This is a genomic window from Pseudomonas sp. GW456-E7, assembly GCF_059424105.1.
The window spans coordinates 152657-179481 of sequence record NZ_JBWKZB010000005.1; the positions used below are offsets into that span (position 1 = coordinate 152657).

The 26825-nt window shown below is 61.2% G+C and carries 24 protein-coding genes; 7 read left to right on the plus strand and 17 right to left on the minus strand.

What is annotated here, in order from left to right:
* Nucleotides 1-13: 13 nt before the first annotated feature.
* From AC07YV_RS05980 to AC07YV_RS06055, 16 genes are all read right to left on the minus strand, one after another.
* The gene (locus AC07YV_RS05980) at nt 14-1114 is read right to left on the minus strand and encodes an IpaC/SipC family type III secretion system effector (protein WP_494990271.1); all 1101 of its coding nucleotides are present in this window, start codon (nt 1112-1114) and stop codon (nt 14-16) included.
* A 29-nt stretch (nt 1115-1143) separates the two neighbouring features.
* On the minus strand, nt 1144-2901 hold the full coding sequence (gene sctE, locus AC07YV_RS05985) for a type III secretion system translocon subunit SseC family protein (RefSeq protein ID WP_102698791.1): 1758 nt from the start codon (nt 2899-2901) through the stop codon (nt 1144-1146).
* Nucleotides 2894-3385: a type III secretion system translocator chaperone SicA gene (gene sicA / locus AC07YV_RS05990; protein ID WP_102698792.1), complete on the minus strand. Its 492-nt coding sequence runs from the start codon at nt 3383-3385 to the stop codon at nt 2894-2896. Before sicA ends, sctE begins: the two co-directional genes overlap by 8 nt.
* 119 nt (nt 3386-3504) lie before the next feature.
* Nucleotides 3505-4539, minus strand: coding sequence for an EscU/YscU/HrcU family type III secretion system export apparatus switch protein (locus AC07YV_RS05995; protein WP_102698793.1), 1035 nt, complete (start codon nt 4537-4539; stop codon nt 3505-3507).
* Complete coding sequence (gene sctT, locus AC07YV_RS06000; RefSeq protein ID WP_102698794.1) at nt 4514-5320, minus strand: type III secretion system export apparatus subunit SctT; 807 nt, start codon at nt 5318-5320, stop codon at nt 4514-4516. Before sctT ends, AC07YV_RS05995 begins: the two co-directional genes overlap by 26 nt.
* A gap of 4 nt (nt 5321-5324) precedes the next feature.
* Nucleotides 5325-5579 (minus strand): EscS/YscS/HrcS family type III secretion system export apparatus protein, encoded by a 255-nt coding sequence (locus tag AC07YV_RS06005; protein WP_007993424.1) that lies wholly within the window; start codon nt 5577-5579, stop codon nt 5325-5327.
* A 10-nt stretch (nt 5580-5589) separates the two neighbouring features.
* On the minus strand, nt 5590-6249 hold the full coding sequence (locus AC07YV_RS06010; RefSeq protein ID WP_102698795.1) for an EscR/YscR/HrcR family type III secretion system export apparatus protein: 660 nt from the start codon (nt 6247-6249) through the stop codon (nt 5590-5592).
* Nucleotides 6246-7169 carry a FliM/FliN family flagellar motor switch protein gene (locus AC07YV_RS06015; RefSeq protein ID WP_102698796.1) on the minus strand — a complete coding sequence of 308 codons (924 nt, stop codon included), beginning with the start codon at nt 7167-7169 and terminating at the stop codon, nt 6246-6248. Before AC07YV_RS06015 ends, AC07YV_RS06010 begins: the two co-directional genes overlap by 4 nt.
* Nucleotides 7166-8140: a SpaN/EivJ family type III secretion system needle length determinant gene (locus tag AC07YV_RS06020; protein ID WP_102698797.1), complete on the minus strand. Its 975-nt coding sequence runs from the start codon at nt 8138-8140 to the stop codon at nt 7166-7168. Before AC07YV_RS06020 ends, AC07YV_RS06015 begins: the two co-directional genes overlap by 4 nt.
* On the minus strand, nt 8137-8592 hold the full coding sequence (locus AC07YV_RS06025; RefSeq protein ID WP_102698798.1) for a SpaM family type III secretion system protein: 456 nt from the start codon (nt 8590-8592) through the stop codon (nt 8137-8139). Before AC07YV_RS06025 ends, AC07YV_RS06020 begins: the two co-directional genes overlap by 4 nt.
* Entirely contained in the window at nt 8589-9875 is a 1287-nt protein-coding gene (gene sctN, locus AC07YV_RS06030) for a type III secretion system ATPase SctN (protein WP_102698799.1), read from the minus strand. The genes AC07YV_RS06025 and sctN overlap by 4 nt, the downstream gene beginning before the upstream one ends.
* Complete coding sequence (locus AC07YV_RS06035; RefSeq protein WP_102698800.1) at nt 9872-10279, minus strand: InvB/SpaK family type III secretion system chaperone; 408 nt, start codon at nt 10277-10279, stop codon at nt 9872-9874. Before AC07YV_RS06035 ends, sctN begins: the two co-directional genes overlap by 4 nt.
* Before the next feature lie 13 nt (nt 10280-10292).
* Nucleotides 10293-12344: an EscV/YscV/HrcV family type III secretion system export apparatus protein gene (locus AC07YV_RS06040; RefSeq protein ID WP_102698801.1), complete on the minus strand. Its 2052-nt coding sequence runs from the start codon at nt 12342-12344 to the stop codon at nt 10293-10295.
* A gap of 23 nt (nt 12345-12367) precedes the next feature.
* Complete coding sequence (gene sctW / locus AC07YV_RS06045) at nt 12368-13474, minus strand: type III secretion system gatekeeper subunit SctW (RefSeq protein ID WP_102698802.1); 1107 nt, start codon at nt 13472-13474, stop codon at nt 12368-12370.
* Complete coding sequence (gene sctC / locus AC07YV_RS06050) at nt 13471-15126, minus strand: type III secretion system outer membrane ring subunit SctC (RefSeq protein WP_102698803.1); 1656 nt, start codon at nt 15124-15126, stop codon at nt 13471-13473. The genes sctW and sctC overlap by 4 nt, the downstream gene beginning before the upstream one ends.
* A 4-nt stretch (nt 15127-15130) precedes the next feature.
* The gene (locus tag AC07YV_RS06055) at nt 15131-15913 is read right to left on the minus strand and encodes a helix-turn-helix domain-containing protein (RefSeq protein WP_102698804.1); all 783 of its coding nucleotides are present in this window, start codon (nt 15911-15913) and stop codon (nt 15131-15133) included.
* A gap of 173 nt (nt 15914-16086) precedes the next feature.
* Here AC07YV_RS06055 and AC07YV_RS06060 point away from each other — a divergent pair, with 173 nt between their 5' ends.
* The gene (locus AC07YV_RS06060; RefSeq protein ID WP_102698805.1) at nt 16087-17298 is read left to right on the plus strand and encodes a CmpA/NrtA family ABC transporter substrate-binding protein; all 1212 of its coding nucleotides are present in this window, start codon (nt 16087-16089) and stop codon (nt 17296-17298) included.
* Between the two features lie 15 nt (nt 17299-17313).
* The gene (locus AC07YV_RS06065) at nt 17314-17889 is read left to right on the plus strand and encodes an ANTAR domain-containing response regulator (protein WP_015096057.1); all 576 of its coding nucleotides are present in this window, start codon (nt 17314-17316) and stop codon (nt 17887-17889) included.
* On the opposite strand, the gene AC07YV_RS06070 is transcribed toward AC07YV_RS06065, so the two are convergent.
* Entirely contained in the window at nt 17861-18121 is a 261-nt protein-coding gene (locus AC07YV_RS06070; protein ID WP_102698806.1) for a hypothetical protein, read from the minus strand. The two genes, AC07YV_RS06065 and AC07YV_RS06070, sit on opposite strands and share 29 nt — an antisense overlap.
* A 36-nt stretch (nt 18122-18157) precedes the next feature.
* On the opposite strand from AC07YV_RS06070, the gene AC07YV_RS06075 reads away from it, so the two are divergent.
* From AC07YV_RS06075 to AC07YV_RS06095, 5 genes are all read left to right on the plus strand, one after another.
* Nucleotides 18158-19369: a nitrate/nitrite transporter gene (locus tag AC07YV_RS06075; RefSeq protein ID WP_095965153.1), complete on the plus strand. Its 1212-nt coding sequence runs from the start codon at nt 18158-18160 to the stop codon at nt 19367-19369.
* A 7-nt stretch (nt 19370-19376) separates the two neighbouring features.
* Nucleotides 19377-21044 (plus strand): bifunctional protein-serine/threonine kinase/phosphatase, encoded by a 1668-nt coding sequence (locus AC07YV_RS06080; RefSeq protein ID WP_102698807.1) that lies wholly within the window; start codon nt 19377-19379, stop codon nt 21042-21044.
* Between the two features lie 290 nt (nt 21045-21334).
* A complete protein-coding gene (nirB, locus tag AC07YV_RS06085) occupies nt 21335-23788 on the plus strand; it encodes a nitrite reductase large subunit NirB (RefSeq protein WP_102698808.1) in 2454 nt (817 codons plus the stop codon).
* Nucleotides 23785-24102, plus strand: a complete 318-nt coding sequence (nirD, locus tag AC07YV_RS06090; RefSeq protein WP_102698809.1) for a nitrite reductase small subunit NirD — start codon at nt 23785-23787, stop codon at nt 24100-24102. Before nirB ends, nirD begins: the two co-directional genes overlap by 4 nt.
* The gene (locus AC07YV_RS06095) at nt 24102-26819 is read left to right on the plus strand and encodes a nitrate reductase (RefSeq protein WP_102698810.1); all 2718 of its coding nucleotides are present in this window, start codon (nt 24102-24104) and stop codon (nt 26817-26819) included. The genes nirD and AC07YV_RS06095 overlap by 1 nt, the downstream gene beginning before the upstream one ends.
* Nucleotides 26820-26825: the final 6 nt, after the last annotated feature.

Genomic DNA, 26825 nt, shown 5'->3' on the forward strand with positions numbered 1-26825 from the left:
TTGGTTTCCTCACTCAAACCCGTCCAATGACTTCAATGCGCGACTGCAGTATCTGCAGCACCGTATCCATGAGTTTTTGCAGCAGCGCCCCGTCGGCCGAGTCTTTCTGGCCGATCTCGTCGCTCAAGCTTTTCTGGGTGTTCTGTGCACTTAGCTGCAGAACTTCTTTCTCCCGCGCAGCGTGCTCGCTCATGCGCACCATGCTGGACACGACCTGACTCAGGCTCATCGACATCGCACTGAACGTACGGCCGATTTCGAGCTTTTTCTCAATGCCTTTGCTGCCCATTTGGCTCAACCAGTCGGAGGTTTGCCCAACCTTCTGCGCCTTGAGTATTTCACCGTCGAACCACGCCTGTTCCTGAGGCGTCAGCGTGGCCCCCTTGGGTTTGAAGTCGACGGAATTCGACCGGCCGAAATCGTCGAAAGTCTTTATTTTGTAGGTGGTTTGCGGATCCCAGTCATCGCGGGAACGATCGTGCTTCAGGTCACGCTCAATGTTGTTGGCGTCCAGAGCGTTGCGCTTGTGCAGATTGATATCCGCATGCTTGAGCCCCTGACCTTGAAAGGTTTTGAACATGGCAAAACCGGCGACTGCACCGGACACCACGGCGTTGGTGATGCTGGCGTAAAGGGCGGCCTGACCTGATTCAACGATGGCAGCCCCCTGAGCCTTGGCGGCCTCCGCCGCCATGACACTGAAATGCCCGCGCAATTGCGCGTTGGATACCCGTGCGACGTTGAGTGCAATGATCGCGGCGACCAATACGTTGGCATGCTTCTCCCAAGCGCCGGGATCAAACACCAGATCGTTGCGCACTTCATCGTTGAGCATCGTCAAGGCTGCAAAGGAGCCCAGCCAGTCCGACTCACTGAGCTGGTGGGCTTTGATTTCACTTTCGATCTCCGCAGGCGTAGGCGCTATGAAGTTACCGTTCTGGAGCACTTGCTTTTCGGCGACCTGGTTGAGAAGCGCCGTATCCGAGAGGCGCTTGCCTTCGGGCTCTTTCGAGAGTTTTCTCGGGACAATCGACTCGCTCAACCCTGCGTTGATCATCGAATCTTGATTCGTTACCAGTGAAGCAGGTCCGGCCATGGCGTTAGTGATGGACATGAAAAACTACCTTTTTTTTATCAGTGACTTCAAACGTGCCGAGCCATTTGCAGGCTCACGGAATGACTGCGTTGCATGTCGGCAAAGACCTGCTCGATCTGTCGGGTGCGGGCCTGCATCGCCTGGCCGTAGTCATCGACCAGCCGGGTGAGGTAGGCCGTGATCTCTTCGCTGACCGCCATGCGCACCCGCACGTCCGCCAGGTGTTCCGCTGCCTGGGCCTGATGTACGCCGCTCCTGATCTGCAAACCGCCCTGTACCGCCACATTGCCGAACTCGGTGACGGCCTGAGCCGTCTGCAGATTGGCGGCGTAGCGGGCCAGGGACACGGGATCGGCGCCGTTGGTGATGAAGCTGCGCAACTGGGTCAGCATCTGGGTCAGTGAATTGCTGACCGATGAAGCCACCTGCTTCAACGCCTGCATGGCAGCAGGCGCAACGTTGGCGATCATCGAGGACAGTTTCGAGGCAATGGCGCCGACCATTGGCCCGACTACCTGTGCCCCGACCACGGCCACCAATGCAACGGCAGCCAACGTGGCCGCGATCCCCGCGATCATGCCGGCGATTTGCGCAATGTCTTTTGCGGTCTCCTCGTCGACAAACGCCACCAGAAATTGTGTATAGAGTTCGGTGAACAGCTTGATGGCTTCCTGCATGACCGTGGTCAGCGGCTTCATGGCTTCGGCCATGAACGACACGCCCGTCAATTCCTTGACCACCGCATCGGAAATCATCAACGCCGCGCCAACCACCCCCACAAAGACCAGCGCCGGGTTGGCGGTCAACACGCCGGCAGCAATGGTTGCAACGGTCAATAACGCACCGACGACCTTACCAATACAGCCCATGGTCTTCTGCATCGCCTCGGCCTTGCGCACTTCTTCCAGGTACTTTTCCGACTCGAGCTTCATGTGTTCCTGAAGCTTGGCTTGCAACTCCTGGAACAACTCCTGATTGAGCTCCTCCTTGTTGTTCGCCGCCTCGCCAAGCAACTCGATAATCTTCAAGCGGTTCAGGAGCGCCAGTGCGCTGCTGCTCAGCGCTTTTTCGTTGGACTCCTTCACCGAGGGTCCGGCGAGTCCGGCTTCTTGCACCTTCACGGCCACCGCGGCCAGCGTTTTGGCGCAGGCGTTGGCGATTTCAATCAGTTTCAGGTGAGCATCGGTCGCCTTTTGCAGCGTTTGGGTATGGCCCGCCAGTTCACCTTTCAGCTTGTCGCGCAGTGCCAGTTCGCGAGCGTATTCCGGTGATTCAGGGTCCAGCTCCGCCAACCGTGCCTCACTCTTATCCAGCAGTCCCTGGACCTGCCGAACCCGCTCCTGCAACTGATCAAGGTGCTCCTGGCTGCTGCCGATCTCACCTTCGGCGGCTTCCAGCGCCTCGACGGCGCTGGCGTATTCAGCCGCCAGCTTTTCGTGGCCCTGCTGCCTGGCACCGGCCATGCTTTGCAGCATCGCCAGGCGGTTTTTCAGTTTTTTGACGTCAACTTCGCCGATCAACTCGCTGATCATCGCCATCAACAGCGTGAACAGATCACCGTTGGTTTCCTGTTTGTTGCCGTCGGCGCGCAGCGCTGGCACTTGCAACATCGGTCTGCCCGCACTGGCGACGTATAGACCGGGCTGGCCGTCGAACTTCACCGACTTTATTTCAGCGAATGACTTTTGATAAACCGGCGCCATGGTCGCTTGAATGACAGACTTGCCATATTTTTCAACGGCCACGTCTCGACCGGTCAAGCCCAAAGAAGCCGGGTTGTAGGTTCTTCCGATGCTTTCAGTCATGTTCAGTCTCCGAACACTCTTTTTCAATGTGACTCAAGGTGTCGAGATACACCTGAGCCTGTTCGCGCAAATCGTCTTCCGTGGCTTGTTCAAGCACATATTCGAAGCACAATCTGGCCTTGCCGACCTTGCCCAGCGCCAGGTGACACTGGCCGGTGTACAACATCGGTCGGTAGTCGTTCTTGCCTTGGGCGAAGGCGATCGCATACAGGTCAATCGCTTTCTGGTGGTTCTGCTTGAGTTGGTGTACGGCGGCCAACCCCATCCAGTAATGGCTGTTGTTGAGGTCGTAGATGCACAGGAAATGGAAGAACTTTTCCGCATCGTCCAGCCGCCCCTGTTCGTAGAACTGGAACGCGAAGGCATAGAGGCCGTTCATGTGCTCGTCACTGATGCCTTGCACGTCTTTCAATGCCGCACCAGCGAGCACCGCATCCACGACATCGAGGGCCAGTTGTTCATCTTGTTGTTTGTCGCGACTCATCCGCCACACTCCTGAAAAACGTCAGCGCTGCTGACGACTGCATTGAGCCAAAGCGCTGCTGAGTACGCTGCCAAATTGCGCTCATGCCAACGTTTGGAGGAAAAAGGAAAAGGGAGAAATCAGGCCTGCTCGACCTGTTCGAGCCAGATCAACAGACGCAGGACTTCTTCGATTTCCTGTACTTGAAGGAAGCTGTAGCGCTGGTGGGTCTTGAAGATCCGCCGGGCCAATGCGATGTCATTGATCACCGGCACCCCGACCTCCCTGGCATAGGCTCGTACAGCCAGGGCGCGTTGGTTGGTTTCCATCAGGGAGATAAACGGCAGCACGGTGATTTCCGGGCGGAAATACACACCGATGGCAATGTGCGTCGGGTTGGCGATGATCATCCGCGAGTTGCGCACATCGGATTTGATTTGCTCCGACAGCAACTCACGATGCAGGTCACGGCGGCGTCCCTTGATCTCGGGATTGCCATCCTGTTCCTTGTGTTCGCGCTTGACCGAATCCTTGTCCATCATCTGGTCTTTCATGAACAGCCAGTATTCGCTCAGCGCATCCAGCACAACAATCAGCAGCACGCATCCGAGGAACGCCAGCACCAGCACCAGCAGCAAATGGCCCCAGATTGCGAACAGGTCCGGGGCTTGGGCGAACATTTGGGCAAACAGCAGTTGCCGCTGGGTGATCCAGACAATCCACAGGGCCAGGGCAAAACTACCCAGGTACAGCAACGCTTTGACCGTGTCCTTGACCGTGCGCATGCTGAACAGTTTTTTGAAGCCATTGATCGGGTTCAACGCTCCCAGGTTGAGCTTCAAGGCTTCGCTGGCCAGGGCGAAACCGCTTTGCAGCAGTGCAGGCAATGCGCTGGTCAACACGCACACCAGCAACAACGGCAACAATGCCTTGAGCCCGACCAGCACCAGCATGGCCGAGTACGCCTGCAGGTCCACGTCAAAGTCACTGGCGATGATGCGCCGATAGACTTCCATGACCTCCACCAGCGAGCTGTTGAACACCATGTAGGTGATGCCGCAGAGAGTCAGGCAGGTGATCACCAGATCCTTGGCCTTGAACGTCTGCCCTTTGCGTGAAGCATCGCGCAGACGCTTGGCGGTGGGTTTCTCAGTCTTCGAGGCGCTGGACGACATCGGCGGCCTCCCCTTCGCGGCCCAGATAATGTTCCAGCCCTTGGGACTTCATGCCCATGCGCAGGACTTCGTCCGGCAGGTGTACGCCGAAATACAGCATCAACACCACCAGCGCCACCAGGCTCTTGACCGTCAGCGACACCGAGAAAGCATTCATTTGCGGCGCATAACGCGAGAGCAAGCCAAGCAGCGCTTCGCTGATCAACAGCGTGGCCACCACCGGCGCGCTGATCACCAGGGTCTTGCTCACCAGCGCGTCGAGCAGGCTCAGAATCGATGTCAGGTGTATCTCGCAGCCATTGACCGGTGCGCATAGGCGGTAACTGTGGCCAACGGTTTCAAGCATCAGCAGCATGCCCCCGCCCTCGAGATAAACGGCCGCGGCGAACAACTGGAGAAAATTTGCCAGCTCCGACGTATCGACGCCGTTGGCCGGGTCCACGGTGCTGCTGAGCATCGCACCGCGCTGGTTGTCGATCAGGTTGCCCATGGCGTGCAGCACCCAGAACGGCCAGCACAGCAGGCATCCAAGCAGAACGCCAATGCCAGCCTCGCGCAACATCAGACCCAAGAACGCCAACCCGTCGAGGTCCGGCAGCGGCACCCCCACATAAGCCTGGAAACCCAACGCCACCAACACAATGACAGCCTGGCGTGGCGCGCCCGTGAGCACCCCACTGTTGAGAAACGGCAACATGAAAAAAATCGGCGCCAGGCGTGCAACCCCCAGGAGGGCGGCGGCGAACCAGGTGTACAGGTCGAAAAACAGCGTCACCGACATCGCGCTAAGCCAGCGCCAGGCGGATGACTTCTCGACTGAAGTCGAGCAAGGTTTCGCCGTACCAGCCCGACAGCAGGAACAGGCACGCGGCGACGGCCAGCAGCTTGAAACCGAACGGCAGGGTCTGCTCCTGTAACTGGGTCACGGTCTGGATCAACCCGACCACCAGGCCGACCACCGTGGCAACGATGATTGGCCACGCCACCATCAACAGGATCAAGTACAGGGTTTTATTGCCGGCATAGACCAGATCGTTCATGAGCCCGCGCCTATGCCAGCAACGTCAGGTATTGCTTGACCAGCCCGGTGGACAGCAGCGCCCAGCCGTCCAGGGCAACAAACAATACCAATTTGATCGGCACCGAAATGATCACCGGGCTCATCATCATCATGCCCAGCGCCAGCAGGATGCTGGAGATCACCAGATCGACAATCACGAACGGCAAGTACAGGTAGAAGCCGATCTTGAAGGCGCTTTTGATTTCACTCAACGCATAGGCCGGCAGCAGCGAAAACAGCGACGGCGTGAGTTCTTCATCGGCGGGCAGGCCGATATCGGATTCACCCTGGACCACTTGGGCCCGCTCGAAGAACAGCGCCAGTTCCGGGTCGGTGTATTTACGCAGGTAATCCTTGTAGCCGCCCAACCCGTTCTCGGCGAAATTCACCACGGACTCGATGTCGGTAAAAGCCACCTGTTCTTCCTTGTAATAGCCATAGCCCTGTTTCATCACCGGCGTCATCACGAAAATCGCCAGCATCAAGGCGATCGCGTTGAGGGCCATGTTCGAGGGCACCTGCTGCAAGCCCAAGGCGTTACGCACGATGACAAAGACGATGGAAAACTTGATGTAGCAGGTGCCCGCCGCCACCAGAAACGGCAGCAGTGAAGCGAACGCCAGCAGCGCGATCAGCGAGACGTCGTTCATCGCGGCATTCCGTCCGCTGAACCGTCGCGATAGACCTCGAGCAACTCCACAGCCAACTGCTCTTGCAGTTGCACCAGTTCGCCACGGGCCACCGGCTTGCCATTGGCGCGCACCTCGATGTGCCGCGCCGCATCGTCCGCCAGCGGGATCAATTGTCCCGCGATGATCTGCGACAGTGTGGCCAGGTCGATCTCCCGGGTCGCGAGCAAGAACTCCAGACGCACCGGCAAAGCGCCGAGGTCAAAATCGGGATCGGGATCTGCCGTGCTTTGGGCGTCGGTGGCGGTCGATAGCATGTGTATCCCCTGTTCAGTAAAGGTGAAAGCGCCGAGGCATTGATGCCCCAGGTAGCATTGTTGCGAACGCTGAAAGATTCGCAGGACATCGCCGGCCTTCAGCCGTATCCCGTGCCTGAGGTGACTCGACCCCAGCATCAGCTCCAGGCGCAGCGGCAAATCGCTCAGCCAAGAGTCAGCGTCCAGGGGCCGGCTGGCGGCCCGTGCCGGTGGCAATCGGGTCAACCACAGGCGCCCGCGAGGCGTGTCTAGCCATGGCAGTTCTTGCGGGGGCAATTGCCCGGGAAGGACCCCGTCGACGTCGGATATTTGCCGGTAGTGCAAGTCGTCTACCTCCAGCAGCAAGGGTTGCGGCACCACGCGGAACAGTTCGGCGATGTTCATCAGCGAGCACTCGGCCGACAGTAACGACCGCAACTGCGGGAGTGATTGATGCAACCAGTCGCGGGCGTCGATCAAACCCCGCCATTCCCCGCCCTCGCCCGATGCGCGAAAACTCAGATAGCCCGATTGCCCTGGCGGATGGCCTGAACCGGCGTCGACATCTGCGTTTCGCCAGCGTCGTATCGCTTGCGCGGCGGCATGCGCCGAAGCGTTGATCCGGCGCAACTTCAGTGCGCTCATGCGCCCTGCCCGGCGTCTTCGGTCTGCTCGTCGTCCGGCGGCTGCCGTGAGCCCTGGCGCTGCTGCTCGCCGTCGCTATCGGTCAGGCGCCAGGCGGGTTCGCGGATGTGCTCCAGCGACACTTTGAGCTGTTCGAAAACCAGGGGATTGCTCGGGCTCAGTTGCAGGTTGCGGGTGGGCTCATCGGCCACGCGGCTGATGGTCACCTGCCCGCTGGCGGCACCTTTATTGAACGGAACCTGCAGCAAACCCCGGTCGGCAACCGGCAGGGTCTCGATGATCGGGTCGAGGGCAGGCGGCGCTGGCGGCATCCCGGACGCCGAGGCCGCAGGTGAGGCAATTGGCGGCACATGGCGCGCGGTCGGGAGGCTCGACAAGGCTTCGGGCCTTTGCCCTTCGAACTCAAATATCGAGGGTGCACCTGGACTGGCGGCACGCTCGACCGGTAGCGGTTCGACGATGTTTGATGGGCGCTCGGTCGGCCCTGGCTCAACAACGATCCGAGTCGGCAGGCTTGTCGGTGTCGGTGTCGGTGTCGGTGTCGGCGCGACAACCCTGGCGACAACAGGCGCAACGTCAGCCACCGCTGGCAACAACCGAGGCGGCACAGGTCTACTCGACAGCGGCTGTGCTGGTGGATAAAACACCGGTGGCGACACCCGAGGCTGCTCAGGTTTACTCGACAACGGCTGCGCTTGTGGATGAGACACCGGTGTGAGCGGCCGTACTTCGTCGAGTTCAGCCGCCGGCTTTTCCGGGAGCGTGACCATCGCCTGCAGAGTGATTGCGCGCCCCGTGTCCATCAAGGGCCGATGACGCAGGATCAACGGCGCCATCAGCTCCAGCACACCTTGCGGCAGTTCATCCTCACGCACCGGCACCAGCCTGTCGTGCGACTCATCCATCGGCTGTTCGGTGACAGGGTCCAAGGGTTGAACCGGCAAGGGTGAAATTACAGATACGTTACTCATCGCGGAACTCCGTTCATCTCTTCGACTTCTCTTTCTTCCCGGCGCACCTGCTCCAGCCGTTGCCCCCGTAACAGCTGCAGAACAGCCCCTTCGTACTTCTCGTGCTTGCGCTGCGCGAACCGCAGTTGCTCGCGCTGCGCCTGCAACGCTTGCTCAATCTCCCGGCACTGCTGATCGACCCGGTTACGCTCGACGCGCAACAGCTCGATCTGCCGCCGAATGACCGCCTGCCTTCGTAACAGCGCCAACAGTTGCCCGTGATCGAGCACACAGTCATTGGCGCGATGGCTGGCCAACAAACCCTGTAGCGCCGCCTCTTGTCCGTCGAAAGCGGCCCGCTCCTGGACCAGCGGCTGCAGTTGCTGCCGGGTACGCGCAATCAGCAGTTGACCGCGTTGCTGGCGGAACTGGCTGAGCGCCAACAGGCGACGACGATCGGCTAATGGATTCATGCCATGACTCCCTGCAATTGGCCCAGGGCCTCGTCCGGTTCACAGCGTTCGCCCGTGGGCTGGCGCAACCACTGGTAGAGGGCTGCACGGCGTTGCAGCGCCTGGTCATTGGCGGCGTCCGCGCCTGCGCTGTACTCGCCCATGTCGAGAAAAACCTGCAGCTGCTCAAGCCGCGTCAGCGTTTCCCGGGTCGCCGCCGCCAGTTGCTGCACCTGCGGCGGGGTGACCTGCGTCGCCACGCGACTGACGCTGCGCAACACATCGATCGCCGGGTAGTGCCCCTTGGCCGCCAGCGCACGGCTGAGGTAAATATGGCCGTCGAGGATTGAGCGGATCTCCTCGGCGATCGGGTCCGGTTCGTCGTCACTTTCCAGCAGCACCGTGTACCAGGCGGTAATGCTGCCGGAGGCAGTCACCCCGGGCCGTTCCAGCAGGCGCGGCAAGGCATCGAACACCGAGGCCGGATAGCCTCGTCGCGCCGGCGCTTCACCCGCGGCCAGGGCCAGATCACGACGGGCCCTGGCGTAGCGCGTCAACGAGTCCAGCAACAACACCACACGCTGGCCCTGGTCACGGAAATACTCGGCGATGGCCGTAGCCTGCAAGGCCGAATTGCAGCGATCCACCGAGGAAAAATCCGACGTGGCATACACCACCACGCATCGAGAGCGTATTTCAGACTGACGCAGATGCTCGATGAATTCGGTCACTTCACGTCCGCGCTCACCGATCAGGCCAATGACAAACACATCGGCGTCGGTGTGACTGATCAGCATATTGATCAGGGTGGTTTTGCCGGAGCCGGCGGCGGCGAAAATGCCGATGCGTTGGCCGACACCGCAAGTCAGCAAGCCGTCGATGACCCGAATACCGGTGCGCAACGGGGTGTCCACCGGGCGCCGCTGCTGGTATGACGGCGGGTCGGCGTCCACCGGATAGTCCTGTTGCGCCAGCGCCGTAGACGGTGCCAGACGCTCGACGATAGTGCCTTGAGGGTCGACTACGCTGCCGAGCAAGGCATCACTGCACGTCAGTTGCAGGATCGAGCCCGTGGGAACGATCATCGACTCCCTGGACAAGCCCTTGGCATCGCCGAGCAAACTGAGCAGGACCGCGCCGGGCTTGAAGCCAATGACCTGCGCCCTGGCCGCTACCTCAGGCAAGCGCCAATGCCGTCGCACTTCGCAGACTTCACCGATCACCACGTCGCCCAGCGCCGCTTCGATCAATGGACCACTCAAACGCAAGGGATGGGCACCGTGCCGTGGCAGCCGGATTTTCATCGACGCAACAGTTCGCACAGTGTTTCAAGCGCCAGCACAAAAGAGTCGAGGGCCTGGGCGAAATGCACGGCGTCACACAGGGCATCGGCATTGGCCATCAACCGCAGTTCCAGGCGCTCCTGAACCTCGCACAGATGCAATTGCCCGGTGCGGGAAAAGGCGTTGCCTTCGAGCAAAAACCGTATCAACTCACCGGCACAATGATGGGTAATCTGTGGGCCGGCTTCGCCGACCACCGCCCAGACCCATACATCGCCCTCCACCTCGGCGACGTTGACATCAGGCAGGCTCTTCATCTGCATTTCGATTGTACTGTGACTGTCGAAGTGCCCTATCTGGCTGTCCATGCAGCCGCTGTGCCGCAGCGCTTCGCGCAACAGGTCGGCAATATCCGTCGGAACCATTTGCAGTATTTCCCTACAGTGTTTTGATGACATTGACAGAGACAGTCTCGGAGACTTCGCCGAACGACATCACGTCCAGTTCCCGGAACCGCCCCTCGATCAGCTTCTTGATGTAGCGCCGCACATCGACCGAACACAGCAACACCATGTCCTTGTGTGCAATGTGCAGACTGTCCAGGCCGACACTCAGCCGGTCCATCAGCTCTTCCGACTCGGCCGGCTCCAGATTGATGAAACTGCCGCCCGAGGTTTGGCGGATGCCCTTGCGCACCACCTCTTCGAACTCCGCCGACAACAGCAACACCCGCAAGTCATTACCCTGGGCAAACTTGTTGCTGATGTAGCGGGCCAGCGAGCCACGAACGTGCTCGACCAGCGCCAGCACGTCTTTTTCCCGGGACGCCCAATGGGCCAGGGACTCAAGAATCAGCTTCATGTTGCGCACGGAAATGCGCTCGCCAATCAGGCGCTGCAACACTTCGGCGATCTTCTGCACGGTGACGTGGCGATAGACTTCCTTGAGCAGATCGGGACAGCGGGTTTCCATTTCGTCGAGCAGTTGCTTGGTTTCCTGCACGCCAAAAAACTCCTGGATGTTGCGCGCCAGCAAGGTGACCAGGCAGCGGTAGCATTCCTCGTCTGCCGGACGCAGGTGATAGCCCAATTGCTGCACCCGTTCCTGGTCGGTGGCGTTGACCCACACCCCGCCCAGGCGATTGCTGTCACTGCCGTGCACCAGGGCAAAGCCCATGGGTTCCAGCTCCGGCGAGTAGTCGAGCAGCCGCCAGTGATCGAAATGGATATCGAATTGCTCGGCGCGCACTTCGTTGATCAGCACCGCCACTTGATGCGCCGGCAAGGCATCGCTGGCGCGCAATTGCGGCTCTGGAATGCGCAGACCGTAATCGACGAAAAACTGACTGCGAAAACGCGCCGCCCAACGGGCCTTGTTCAACTCATCGAGGCGCGCCGTGGGCACCAACAACATCAGCGGGATGGTTTCAGTGGCGACGTTATCGATGTCCTCGAGCAGGCCCGAGCCGGTCTGCATGGCTTGGCCCTGTGACGACGATGGACGGCTGTCACCCTGACCCTCGGCCTTGGAGGCCTTGCGCCGGCGAACGAATACCAGCAGTGCCAGGGCCGCGGCGATGGGCAGGAAGGTCAGCAGCGGAAAACCGGGCAGCAGGCCGACACCCACCGCCAGCAGCGCCGTCACCCCCAGCACGAACGGATGACCGAGCATCTGGGCGAGCATGTTGCGCCCCAGGTTGGCGTCATCGCCGTTGACGCGGGTGACGATGAAGCCGGCGCCGATGGCGATCAGCAACGCCGGAATCTGTGCCACCAGACCATCGCCGATGGTCAGCAGGGTGTAGGTCGACAAGGCGGTGGACAGGTCCATGCCCATCTGCCCGACGCCAATGGCCATGCCGCCGATGAAGTTGACGAAGATAATGATGATGCCGGCGATGGCATCGCCCTTGATGAACTTCATCGCGCCGTCGAATGAGCCGTACAACTGGCTTTCGCGCTCCAGCACGCTGCGTTTTTCCTTGGCTTCCTCGGCCGTCATGGCGCCGGCCTTGAGGTCGCCGTCGATGCTCATCTGCTTGCCGGGCATGCCGTCCAGCGAGAAGCGCGCCGCGACTTCGGCCACCCGCTCCGACCCCTTGGTGATCACGATGAACTGGACAATAGTGACAATGGAAAAGATCACGAAGCCCACCACCAGGCTTTCGCCGATCACGAACTCACCGAAGGAGGCGATGATCTCCCCCGCATCAGCCTGGCTGAGGATCAGCCGGCTGGTGCTGATCGACAGCGCCAGGCGAAACAGGGTGGTCAACAGCAGCAACGCCGGAAAGGTCGAGAAACTGAGGATGCGTTCGATGTAGAACGACCCCATGAACACCAGCAGCGAAATCACGATGTTCAGGCCAATGAGAAAATCCACCAGCACCGTCGGCAGGGGAATGATCAGCATGGCGATGATCATCACCATCAATGTCAGGATCAGCAGCTCCGGACGAGCGCCGACGTTGCGCAAAAACACATTGAGCATGGCAGGTCAGCTCCGGGAAAAAGTCATGAGCAGCCGCCGAGGCGTCGCCGTTCTTTACATTCGTGGGCGTAGGCAATGTCAGCCAGTCGGGTGAACTGTTCTGCCAGGCGCAGTGGCGCGCCTTCATCGGCAAACAGTTGCGGCGGCAACTGCAGGCTGTGCCGGCGTACCTTCTGCAGCAGCGTCGAACGCTCACGGTGCGGGCTCAACAGCACGCGCTCACCCAACGCACCGAGCAACAGCTGGTCGAGCTCATCGGGGTACGTCAGCACGCCGAGCAGGAACACCAGCCAGTCGGGCTCATTGGCGTTGTGCCGGCAAATGAGTGCATCGCCGAGCAGTTGAGTGATAAACAGCTCATCCGCTGAGCGCAGGCGCTTGAGATCGGTCACCCTGGCCAGCAGTTGACCGAACTCCACGCGCGAGCAACTGGGGTCCTGGGCACTGATATCCGTGAGCAATGCGGCTTCGATGAAGGCGAGTACCGCCATGCGTTGTGACGGACCATACAGTGCGATCCAATCCTGATAACAACCGATCGGGCCCTCGTCGGACTCCAGAAAATCCCGGTAGGTCTCGCGCAACACCCCTGCGCGCACCGCCATGCTCGCCCCGAACATCCTGGCCTTGAGGGCGGCGTTGATCCCGGCATTCATCCGCTTGGGGGAGCCTTGGGCAACCACCGTCTGTAAAAGCGTTTCAAGTCGCTGACGGGTGGTCTTTTCCAGTTTCTTGCGACGTAGCAGTTCTCGCAGCACCAACGCCAGATCACTGTCATCGGGGAACAGTTGTCGCACCCTTTGCAGCAACCAGGCGACCGGCTTGTCCGCCAGCCGCACGAGGCTGAGCACCTGCTGCACCTTGGGCAGAGTGTCGTCTTCAAGGACTCGTTCGAAGTTGTCCATCAAGGTCTCGGACTTGAGTTCGAAATGTCGCCGCCCGCGAAACTGAGCCAGTGCCGCCGACATTTCATCGCTGATCTGCACAAAGCGCTGCGCAACGGTAACTGTCGAGCTGTCGTCGAGATCAACCTGCGCATCCGCCTGGGGCTGTGGATGTTCGGCGGCCTTTTCGGCGTTGAGCCGTGCCTGGGCCGCTCGCCCACCTGTGGAAACCGGCGGCAGGATCATTTTTCTGCCGCCCGGAAATAGGAGCGGCGCACCCGCTCATGCTGCTGCGGGGTCAGCAGCCGGGTGGCAGGATCTGTCGTGGCGGGCTCAAGTGTGTCGAGAATCTCCTTGGGCTGAATCAGGAACACCCGCACCGTGTTGGCCGAGCGGTTCTGGCGATAGCTGAACAGGCGCCCGATCCACGGAATCGAACCCAGTACCGGAATCCGTCCGACTTGCTCGCTGTGATCATCGCGGGTGAAACCGCCCACCAACAGACTCTTGCCCTGAGGCACACGCGCCACCGTGCTGATCCGTGTGCGCCCGACCGTCGGCAAACTGCCGGGTTGCTTGTTCTGGTCAGGGTTTTCTACTTCGTTGCCGTCTTCGATATTGAGTGACATTTCAATTTCGTCCGCCTGGGCGAAACGGGGCAGAACACTGACGAGCGTGCCATAGGTCACGTGCTGCAAATCGACACTGCGCTCCCCCACCAGCGGGGCATAAAAGGTGCGGTTGTTGTCGAAGATCGCCGGCACGTTCTCTTGTGTCAGGATCACCGGACGCGAGACCACATTCGCCCGGTTGGTGCGCTCCAGGGCCATGACCTGGGCGACGAACGAAGCGCCATCGAGGGTGGTCGCCGAGCCGGCGTTCAGCGATACACTGAATGTCCCACTGGACTTCAATGCGCCCTGCCAGTTGATGCCCAGCTGATTGAGTTCATCCTTGTGCAAATCGATGATCCACAACGACAACTCCACGTGCCGTTTCGGCGTGTCCAGCGCACTCACCAGGTTCTCGATAAAGCGCACTTGCTCCGGCAGCCCCTTGACCAGCAGGCTGTTGGTGTCGGGATAGGCCACCACCCGTATATTTCCGGCAGCCACCTCTCGCGCAATGATTCGCGGCGCGGTCGGGTCTTGCTCCGAGGGGGCGCTCGCCAGGCCTTCCAGAGGAAACGCCGGCATCAATCCCTGCGGACGCTGCGCGGGGGCTTGTGCCACCGACGGCTCGACCTCGCGCTTTTCGCCACGCAACAACTCCTCGATCACGGTTGCCAGCCCGGGAATGGTCACCTTGTCATCACGCAGCTCATACTTGCGGTCGCTGACAAAGGTATTGCGCACCTGGATCACGCCGATCTGCTGCTTGCCCAGCAACAGTTCCGAGCGCTGGTTATCCATCAGTCCGGCGGCTTGCACCACCAGATCGACATACATCGGCGGGCCCGACACATGAAAAGTGCGCAAGCCGTCGTGGCGCAATGGATAACGTGCATCGTGCAACCCGGAACGCTCAAGGAACGCCTGAAGTCGGGTGACTGTCAGGGTCTGCAGCGACATCATCGAGCTTTTGACTTCCGACGCGTCATACAGATACATCGCCTGGCCATCGCTATACCAGATAAGCCCCATCTGCGCGCTGACCCGTTCGAAGGTCCGCTGCGGCGAACGCAGATCGAAGGCACCGGAAATCCGTTTGGCGGCGGCAGTCTTGCTGACGATGACAGGTTTGCCCAAGGGGCCGGACAACTCGCTGAAGAATGTGCGCACGCTCTGTTCGCGAGCCACATAGCCGTCGGCATTGGCGCGCGCGGCAAGCGGCACCAGCGACAACAGGGCGCCTAACCAGAACGGCAAAACAAATAACGAAAGCAATCGGCGGTTCATTGGCTCACTTGCCTGGGAGGTAGGTTATGTCGGCCAGGCTACTGGGCGTGAAGCCAACAAGATCACGGATTTCCTTGGAGAAATGCGAAGAAGAGGCAAAACCCAACTCCAGCGCGATATCCGTCAGGGAGCCTTCCTGCAGGCTCATGTTCAACAGCGCCCTGGCCGCACGCCAGCCGCGCAATGCAGGCTTGGTCGCCGTGCCTAGCGCCTGCCGGCACAGTCGACGGAAGTGCGACACGGAAACGCCATAACGCTGGGCCAGGATGGTCAACTTTTCGCTGCGAGTGCCCTGCTCCAGCAGGAAACGCACGAGTCCGTAACTCTCGGTATGACGCAGCACGCCGGCGAAGGTCTGGTAAGCCATACCCCCGACCATGGCCTGTTCGATGTACCAGCGCTCAAGTACCTGCCCGGACCACACGGTGGGGTACGCCACCGGCAACGCCGCCCAGGATGTCGGGCTGGGTCGTTGATCAAGCAGCGTGTTTCCCAGATCGATGAACACTTGCAATTTCACCAGCGCCGCCTCTGCAACCGGCCGGGTCTGTGCGCCACCGCTCAGCTCGAATGTATCGCTCGTTGCAATCAGCCCTTCCCAACCGACCGGCAGACAGACCCGCGGGCGCTGCGCCGAAGCCAGATACACAGGGGATTCGCTGACCCGCACATGCAGCACCCGCTCGCTGCAACGAGCATCAGGCAGACCGGTGGCGTGTAGTAATTGGATTTGCACGCCAACCTCCTTTGCGGCCTGACGATTAACGGCCGGCAGGATGAAAGACATGACGCGATCAATCCTGATGTAAAGCTGATGAACCGGTGATGGCATATGCCTTGCACCCTTCCGGGTACCAGCACCCCTGCCAGCGTCGGAATGGGTGCAAAGACAATGGCGTCGTCCCCGGCCTGCCCATGCACGGACCCGGGACGACGTTTTTTTTGCAAGGTGAACGTGCGATGAACGAACCGTCAGCCGGCCCTCTGGCCTGGGTCAATGGCAGCGATGCCCCGGAAAAAACCGAAATCAATCTCGGCTTCATGGCCCTGAGCGACTGCGCCTCGGTGGTGGTCGCCGCCACCCAGGGCTTCGCCCAACCCTATGGCTTGACCCTGAACCTCAAGCGCCAAACGTCCTGGGCCAACCTGCGGGACAAGCTGGTCAGCGGCGAACTCGATGCCGCCCACAGCCTCTACGGTCTGATTTACGCCGTCCACCTGGGCATCGGTGGCGTGGCCGCGACCGACATGGCGGTGTTGATGGGCCTGAATCAAAACGGCCAGAGCATCAATCTGTCCCGCGGCTTGCAGGCGCTTGGGGTGACCAGTCCTGAGGCATTGGATCGGCACGTGCACCAAACTCGCGCAAAACTCACCTTCGCCCAGACGTTTCCTACCGGCACCCACGCCATGTGGTTGTATTACTGGCTGGCCAGCCAGGGCATTCACCCGCTGCTGGATGTCGACAGCGTCGTAGTGCCGCCGCCGCAAATGGTCGCCCACCTGCGGGCCGGGCGTATCGACGGGTTCTGTGTCGGCGAACCCTGGTCCGCCAGCGCCGTGCAACAGGACCTCGGTTTCACCCTGGCCACGACCCAGGCCCTCTGGCCCGATCACCCGGAAAAGGTCCTCGGTTGCACCCGTGCGTTCGTCGAGCAATACCCCAATACCGCGCGGGTGTTGGTGATGGCGGTACTGGAAGCCAGCCGCTTCATCGAACAAAGCCGTGAAAATCGTCGCAGCACCGCGCAATTGCTCAGTGCAGCGCAATACCTCGATGCACCGCTCGAATGCATCGAGCCGCGCCTGCTGGGCGACTATGTCGATGGCCTGGGCAATCGCTGGCAAGACCCGCACGCCCTGCGCTTCCATGGTGAAGGCGAGGTCAATCTGCCGTACCTGTCCGACGGCATGTGGTTCATGACCCAGTTCCGTCGCTGGGGCTTGTTGCGCGATGACCCCGATTACCTCGCCGTGGCCCGTCAAGTCCATCAACTAGACTTGTATCGTGAAGCGGCCGGCGCTGTAGGCGTCGCGGCACCGGGCAAGGAGATGCGTAGCAGTCAATTGATCGACGGCAAGATCTGGGACGGTTCGGACCCGGCCGGTTATGCCCGCAGTTTCAAACTGCACGCCATGAGCGACAGCTCGCACCGATCCGCCAGCCGCTGACAGGAGACGACGAACATGCTGCGTATCCTGCTGATCAACGACACCGCGAAAAAAGTCGGACGCCTGAAGGCCGCCCTCACCGAGGCCGGGTTCGAAGTGATTGATGAGTCCGGCCTGACCATCGACTTGCCCGAACGCGTCGAAACGGTGCGTCCGGACGTGATTCTGATCGATACCGAGTCACCAGGCCGCGATGTCATGGAACAAGTGGTGCTGGTCACTCGCGACCAGCCACGACCGATTGTGATGTTCACCGACGAACATGACCCCGATGTGATGCGTCAGGCGATCAAGTCCGGGGTCAGTGCCTACATCGTCGAAGGCATTCACGCACAACGCCTGCAGCCGATTCTCGATGTGGCCATGGCACGCTTTGAAAGCGATCAGGCCTTGCGTGCCCAGTTGCAGGCCCGCGACCAGCAACTGGCCGAGCGCAAGCGCATCGAGCTGGCCAAAGGGCTGCTGATGAAAATGAAGGACTGTAACGAAGAAGAGGCCTACACACTGATGCGCCGCCAGGCGATGAGCCGCCAGCAGAAGCTGATTCAAGTGGCGGAGCAGATTATTGCCATGAGTGAATTGTTGGGTTGAGCAATAAAAGATCGCAGCCTTCGGCAGCTCCTACAGGTGCGATCTTTTCCAATGTGGCATAGATCTGGCAAAGCAATCCCCACAGGTAACCAACGGCGGTTGCCCCACCTACGACAAAGACGTCGCTCACCTCATTTGCCCTTGGCGGATCGGGTGGCGGCGTTTTTTCGTTTTGGCCCCACAGCACGGGGCCGGTGGAGCGGCCGTAGCGGCGCCCCACCTGCAAGCTCATGACTCCTTTCGAGACTCTTCACAGCTGAGGTGCGCAATGAATTCAAGCTTCTGGAAATCCGGCCACACCCCCACATTGTTCGCAGCCTTCCTCTATTTCGACCTGAGCTTCATGGTCTGGTACCTGCTCGGACCTCTGGCGGTGCAGATCGCCGCCGACCTGCACCTGACGACACAGCAACGCGGGCTGGTGGTCGCCACGCCGATTCTGGCCGGGGCGGTCTTGCGTTTTGTCATGGGGATGCTGGCTGATCGCCTGTCGCCCAAAACCGCCGGCCTGATCGGCCAGGTCATCGTGATCTGCGCGCTGTTCGGCGCCTGGAAGCTCGGCATCCACAGCTACGAGCAAGCGCTGCTGCTGGGTCTGTTCCTCGGCATGGCCGGTGCGTCCTTTGCCGTTGCCCTGCCCCTGGCCTCGCAGTGGTATCCGCCGCAGCATCAAGGCAAGGCCATGGGCATCGCCGGCGCCGGCAACTCGGGTACGGTATTCGCCGCCTTGATCGCCCCGGTACTGGCGGCGGCGTTTGGCTGGAGCAACGTATTCGGCTTCGCCCTGATTCCGCTGATCCTGACCCTGATCGTCTTTGCCTGGCTGGCGAAAAACGCCCCCGAGCGACCAAAAGCCAAATCCATGGCCGACTACTTCAAGGCCCTGGGCGATCGTGACAGCTGGTGGTTCATGTTTTTCTACAGCGTGACGTTCGGCGGCTTCATCGGCCTGGCCAGCGCCCTGCCCGGCTATTTCAACGACCAGTACGGCCTGAGCCCGGTAACGGCCGGTTACTACACGGCGGCCTGCGTGTTCGGCGGCAGTCTGATGCGCCCCTTGGGCGGCGCGCTGGCTGACCGGTTCGGTGGCATTCGGACCTTGTTGGCGATGTACACCGTCGCGGCGATCTGTATTACCGCGGTCGGTTTCAACCTGCCGAATTCCTACGCCGCACTGGCACTTTTCGTCTGCACCATGCTCGGCCTGGGCGCCGGCAATGGCGCGGTGTTCCAGTTGGTGCCGCAGCGGTTTCGTCGGGAGATCGGTGTGATGACCGGCCTGATCGGCATGGCCGGCGGCATCGGTGGTTTTGCCCTCGCGGCCGGCATGGGCGCGATCAAGCAAAGCACCGGCAGCTATCAACTGGCCCTGTGGTTGTTCGCCAGCCTCGGCATTCTGGCCTGGTTCGGCCTGCACGGCGTGAAACGACGCTGGAGAACCACCTGGGGTTCGGCGGCCGTGACGGCTGCGCGGGTCTGACGCCTCGATGAGCCTGCAACTGAGTTTCGCCGAAGCCAGCGCCATCGGTCCGCGCGAAGAGAACCAGGATGCCCTGCGCCTGGTCACGCCGGCCCCGGCGCTGGCGGCGAGCAAAGGCTATCTGTTCGCTATCGCCGACGGCGTCAGCCAGTGCGCCGATGGCGGCCTGGCGGCCCGTTCGACGCTGCAGGCCCTGGCGCTGGATTACTACGCCACGCCGGAAACCTGGAGCGTGGCGCAGGCACTCGATCGCCTGTTGCTGGCGCAAAACCGTTGGTTGCAGGCCAATGGCGGCGGACAACCGCTGCTGACCACCCTCAGTGCGCTGGTCCTGCGTGGCCGGCGCTTTACCCTGGCCCATGTCGGCGATTGCCGGGTGTATCGCTGGCACGCCGACCGATTGCAGCGAATCAGCGAGGATCACGTCTGGGACCAGCCGGGCATGCAGCATGTGCTGAAACGGGCGCTGGGGCTCGATCAACACCTGGTGCTGGATTTTCTCGACGGTGAATTGCGCCTCGATGAAAGCTTCGTCCTGCTCAGCGACGGCATCTGGGCCGTCCTCGGCGATACCGCCATTGCGGCGATCCTGCGTGATCAACCGGACTTGCACAGCGCTGCACAGACCCTGGTCAATGCCGCACACCTGGCTGGCAGCCAGGACAACGCCAGCGCCTTGCTGGTGCGGGTCGACGCCCTCGGTGAGGCGAACATTGGCGACGCGTTGATTCACTTGCAGCAATGGCCACTGCCGCCGGCCCTGAAACCGGGCCAGGCGTTCGAGGGCTGGCAGGTCGAAGGGATCGTCGCGCAGAGCCAGCAATCGCTGCTTTATCGCGTGCGCGACTCTCAGCAACAACCCTGGCTGCTGAAAACCCTGCCTGGGCGCCTGCACGACGATCACCAGGCCGGGCAAGCCTTGCTGTCGGAAGAGTGGTTTCTCAAACGCGTGGCCGGTCGGCATTTTCCTGAAGTGCATGCCGCCAGTCAGCGTCAGCATTTGTACTACGTGATGCGCGAATATTCGGGCGCTACCCTGGCGCAACGGCATGAGCAAAGCGGACCGTTGCCGCTGCCGCAGTGGCAAGACATCGCCGAACGCTTGCTGCGAGCGGTCGGCCTGTTGCATCGACGACAGATTCTGCATCGCGATATCAAACCGGAAAACCTGTTGCTGGGGGACGACGGCGAACTGCGCCTGCTGGATTTCGGCCTCGCCTACTGCCCCGGTCTCTCGCAAGATCTGCCCTGGGCTCTGCCGGGTACACCCAGCTACATCGCGCCGGAAGCCTTTCGTGGCGACGTGCCGACGCCACAGCAGGACCTGTATGCCGTTGGTGTGACCTTGTATTTCCTGCTCACCGGGCACTATCCCTATGGCGAAATCGAAGCGTTCCAGCGTCCGAGGTTTGGTCTCCCGGTCAACGCCAGCCGCTACCGGCCCGACCTGCCGGAATGGATCGCCCATCACCTGGAACGCGCCGTGGCGGCGGCCCCCGAACAACGTTTCGAAACGGCGGAAGAATGGCTGCTGTTGATCGAGCAAGGCGAACGCCGCAGTTTGAGCGTGCGCCCCAAACCCTTGCTGGAGCGCGAGCCGCTGAAAGTCTGGCGGACATTGGCGCTGGTATCGCTGCTGCTCAACCTGGTGCTGCTGGTGGTGGCGCTCCATTAGCGGGCAACGCGCCTTTAATCGGTGCATTCCCTCGCGACCCTGCCCTTGCGAACGGGAAGAACGCCAACAAACACGGGGCCTGAGCAACTTGGCACAACCACTGCATTACCCTTTTCAACAGACATAAAGCGCAGGCTTCAACGACGAAGGCTGCACTTCCCGAGAGAACGGGACCAGGACAAAGGCGTCCTCGCTAGGCAACTAGCGGGACGCCTTTTTTTGTTTGCGCAAAATTTGTCGAGCATGGCCTGAACCCTGATGAGGCAGGCCTGGACTCCCCGGAGAACCTGATGAAAAAACTAAAACTGGTGATGATCGGCAACGGCATGGCCGGGGTCCGGACCCTGGAAGAACTGCTCAAGCTGAGCACCGAGCTGTACGACATCACGGTCTTCGGCGCCGAACCGCACACCAACTACAACCGCATCCTGTTGTCGCCGGTGCTGGCGGGCGAACAGACCTTCGAAGAGATCGTGCTCAACGACCTGGACTGGTACCTGGACAACAACATCAAACTGCTGCTCAACCGCAAAGTGGTGGAGATCGACCGGGTCAAGCGCCGGGTCATTGCCGAAGACGGCAGTGAAGCCGAATACGATCGCCTGCTGATCGCCACCGGCTCGACGCCTTTCATCCTGCCCATTCCAGGTAACACCCTCGAGGGCGTGATCGGCTACCGCGACATCGCCGATACCCAGGCCATGATCGACACCGCGAAAACCTACCGGCACGCCGTGGTGATCGGCGGCGGCCTGCTCGGCCTGGAGGCCGCCAACGGCCTGATGCTGCGGGGCATGCACGTCACCGTGGTGCATATCGGCGAGTGGCTGCTGGAGCGGCAACTGGACAAGACCAGCGGCCAGCTGCTGCAAACCGCCCTGGAGTCTCGCGGCCTGCATTTCCGTCTGTGCGAGCAAACCCAGGCTTTGCACGACGCGGGCAATGGCCGGGTCGGTTCGGTGCAATTCAAGAATGGCGACATCATCCCCGCTGACCTGGTGGTGATGGCCGCCGGCATTCGCCCCAATACCGAACTGGCAGAAAAATCCGGCATTCCGTGCAATCGCGGGATTCTGGTCAACGACACCCTGCAAACCTATGACCCGCGGATCTACGCCATCGGCGAGTGCGCCAGTCACCGCGGCATCGCCTATGGTCTGGTGGCGCCGCTGTTCGAGCAGGCCAAAGTCTGCGCCAACCACCTCGCCCAACTGGGTTTTGCCACTTACAAGGGATCGGTGACCTCCACCAAGCTGAAGGTTACCGGCATCGACCTGTTTTCCGCTGGCGACTTCATGGGCGGTGAAGGCACCGAGACCATCACCCTCTCCGACCCGATTGGCGGGGTCTACAAGAAACTGGTGATCAAGGACGACGTGCTGGTCGGCGCCTGCCTGTACGGCGATACGGCCGATGGCGGCTGGTATTTCCGGCAGATCCGTGAAAACCACGCCATCAGTGAGATCCGCGATCATCTGATGTTTGGCGAAAACGCTTTGGGCGACGTAGGGCACCAGGGCCAGGACAAAGCCATGAGCATGGCCGACACGGCCGAAGTCTGCGGCTGCAACGGCGTGTGCAAAGGCACCATCGTCAAGGCCATTCAGGAACACGGGCTGTTCAGTGTCGACGAAGTGAAGAAACACACCAAGGCTGCCAGCTCCTGCGGTTCGTGCGCGGGTTTGGTGGAGCAGATCCTGATCAACACCGTGGGCGGCGCCGCCGACGTCAAACCGAAAAGCGAAAAGGCCATCTGCGGCTGCAGCGACCTCAACCACGGGCAAATCCGCCAGGCCATCCGCGAGCAGCACCTGCTGACGATCGCCGGCACCCTGAGCTACCTGAACTGGCGCACACCCAACGGCTGCGCCACCTGCCGGCCGGCGCTCAACTACTACCTGATTTCCACCTGGCCAGGGGAAGCCAAAGATGATCCGCAATCGCGCCTGATCAACGAACGCGCCCACGCCAACATTCAGAAAGACGGCACCTACTCGGTAGTCCCGCGGATGTGGGGCGGCGTGACCAATCCTTCGGAACTGCGGCGCATTGCCGACGTTGCCGACAAGTACAACGTGCCGATGGTCAAGGTCACCGGCGGCCAGCGCATCGACTTGTTGGGGATCAAGAAGCAGGACTTGCCGGGCGTCTGGAAAGACCTCGACATGCCGTCCGGCCATGCCTACGGCAAATCCATCCGCACCGTGAAGACCTGCGTCGGCAGCGAGTTCTGCCGCTTTGGCACCCAGAACTCCACACAGTTGGGCATCGAGCTGGAGCACGACCTGTTCAACATGTGGTCGCCGCACAAAGTGAAACTGGCTGTCTCCGGTTGCCCGCGCAACTGTTCGGAAGCGGGCATCAAGGACGTAGGAATCATCGGCGTCGATTCCGGCTGGGAGATGTACATCGGCGGCAACGGCGGGATCAAGACCGAAGTCGCGGAGTTCTTCGTCAAACTGAAAACCGCCGAAGAAGTCCGCGAATACAACGGCGCATTCCTGCAGCTCTATCGCGAAGAAGCCTTTTACCTCGAACGCACCGTGCACTACCTGCAACGGGTCGGCATGGACCACATCAAGAAGGCCGTGCTGGAAGACCCGGAGCGGCGCAAGGCGCTCAACGATCGCCTGCAGTTCTCCCTGTCGTTCGAACAGGACCCGTGGAAAGAACGCCTGGAACAGCCGCAACTGAAAAAAGAATTCGACGTCATCCCCGTGAAAAACCTGGAGGTGCTGGCATGAACTGGCTGGATATCTGCGCACTGGATGAAATCAATGCCCTGGGCTCGCGGATCGTTGCCGGCCCTAAAGGCGACATCGCGATTTTCCGTACCAGCGACGATGAAGTGTTCGCCCTCGACGACCGTTGCCCGCACAAGGGCGGACCGCTGTCCCAAGGTTTGATCTACGGCAAGCGCGTGGCCTGCCCGCTGCACAACTGGCAAATCGACCTGCAAAGCGGCGAAGCCCTGGCCCCGGACGTCGGCTGCGCCCACCACCATCCGGCGCGGGTCGAAAATGGCCGCGTGATGCTGGCCTTGCGGGACGCAGGCTGATGGACCGCCAGATCACCGCGTCCACCTGCTGCTATTGCGGGGTCGGCTGCGGCGTGCTGATCGAGCATGACGGCGAGCGCATCCTCGGCGTCAGCGGCGATCCGGCACACCCGGCCAATTTCGGCAAGTTGTGCAGCAAGGGATCAACCCTGCATTTGACCGGCGACTTGACGGCAAGGGCGCTGTACCCGGAACTGCGCCTGGGCAAAGGCCTGGCGCGCAGCCGCACCGACTGGGATACCGCGCTTGATCACGCCGCCAGCGTTTTCGCCCAAACCATTGCCGAGCATGGCCCGGACAGCGTGGCGTTCTACATTTCCGGGCAACTGCTGACCGAGGACTACTACGCCTTCAACAAACTGGCTCGGGCGCTGGTGGGCACCAACAACATCGACAGCAACTCACGGCTGTGCATGTCGTCGGCGGTGGTCGGCTACAAGCGCAGCCTGGGCGCCGACGCCCCGCCATGCAGCTATGAAGACCTGGAATTGAGCGATTGCGTGATGATCGTCGGCAGTAACATGGCCTACGCTCACCCGGTACTGTTTCGCCGACTGGAAGAAGCCAGATCCCGCCGGCCGCAGATGAAAGTCATCGTCATTGACCCACGTCGGACGGACACCTGCGATCTGGCTGACCTGCACCTGGCGATTTTGCCCGGCACCGATGTCGCCTTGTTCCATGGGATTTTGCATCTGCTGCTGTGGGAAGACTGGATCGACCGTGACTTCATCAAGGACCATACCGAAGGCTTGCCCGAGCTGAAGAAACTGGTGCGCGATTACACACCGCAGATGGTGTCGCAGCTCTGCGGAATCAGCGTCGGGCAATTGCAGCAATGTGCCGAGTGGATCGGCACATCACCGTCTTTCCTGTCGCTGTGGTGCATGGGGTTGAACCAGTCCACCGCCGGCAGCGCGAAAAACAGTGCACTGATCAATCTGCACCTGGCCACCGGGCAGATTGGCCGTCCGGGTGCAGGTCCTTTCTCGCTGACCGGTCAGCCGAATGCCATGGGCGGGCGGGAAACCGGTAGCCTGTCCAACCTGCTGCCGGGTCATCGTGACGCCGCCAACCCAGAGCACCGTGCCGACGTGGCCGCTTACTGGGGCGTTGATCAACTGCCAGAAAACCCGGGGCTGACTGCCATCGAGTTGTTTGAGCAGGTGGGCAGCGGCAAGATCAAAGCCCTGTGGATCGCCTGCACCAACCCCGCGCAGTCTCTTCCCGATCAGGCTGCCGTGCGCGCGGCACTGGAGGCCTGCCCGTTCGTGGTCTTGCAGGAGGCCTTTCGCACCACTGAAACCGCCAGGTTTGCCGACCTGTTGTTGCCCGCCGCCAGCTGGGGCGAAAAGGACGGCACGGTGACCAACTCCGAACGGCGTATTTCCCACGTCCGCCGCGCGATCGTCGCACCGGGTGAAGCACGCCCGGACTGGACGATCACGGTGGATTTCGCACAGCGCCTGGAAAAACATCTGCGCCCGCAAGCCACCAGCCTGTTTGCCTTTGACACCCCGGCGCAGGTCTTCGACGAATACAAGCAGCTGACACAGGGCCGCGATCTGGATTTGTCCGGGATCAGCCACGGCTTGATCGACACCATCGGCCCGCAGCAATGGCCCTTTCCTGCGGGGTCCAGCGCAGGCACCGCCCGCCTCTATCTCGACGGCATTTTCCCGACCGCCAGCGGACGCGCGCAGTTCGTGGCCGATCCGTATCGCGCCGCCAAGGAACAACGGGATGCGCGCTTCCCGCTGACGCTGATCACCGGTCGTCTGCGCGATCAATGGCACGGCATGAGCCGCACCGGCACTGCCGCGCAGTTGTTCGGCCATGTCAGTGAAGCCGTGTTGAGCCTGCACCCGGATGAGTTGCGCAGGCATCGCCTGCAAACGGGTGATTTGATCAGCCTGAAAAGCCGCCGCGGCGCGGTGATCGTGCCGGTCGCCAGTGACGACAGCGTGCGTCCGGGCCAAGCCTTCTTGCCGATGCATTTTGGTGACCGTTTTCTCAAGGGCGGCGTGAACAGCCTCACCCTGCCCGCCTTCGACCCGTTGTCGAAACAACCGGAGCTCAAACACAGCGGCGTGCGCCTGGAACCGGTGCAATTGCCCTGGCACCTTTTCGCGCTGATAGAGGGCGATGTCCAACAACATTTTGAGACTCTACGCCCCCTCTGCGAGACGTTTTCCTACGTCAGCCTCAGCCTGACCGGTCGTGAGCGCCCTGCACTGCTGATACGCGCTGCCAGCGCCACCGCGCCAGATCCGCAACTGCTGCGCGATATCGATCAATGCCTGGGGCTCAACGACGGACCGGTCCTGGCCTACGACGATCCACGACGCTCCATCGGTAAGCGGGTGCGAATCGAGAACGGCCGGATCACCGCGATCCGCCTGGCGGGTGAAACCCTCGCCCGGCACTGGCTGCAAAACCTCTGGCTCGAAGGTCGCGCCGATGTACAGCTACGGCGCTGGCTGCTCGCGCCACTGAGTGCCCCACCGGGCCAGGTTGACGCCGAAGCGATCGGTAACAAAACCCTGTGCAACTGCAAAAACGTCAGCCAAAACGCGGTCTGCGCCGGCATCCGCCGCGGCCTGGACTTGCCGGGCTTGAAACAAGAATTGGGTTGCGGCACGCAATGCGGCTCCTGCGTCCCGGAAATCAAGCGTTTGTTGGCCGCCACCGCGCAGCCGCAAGCCGCCATCTCGTGAGGAAAA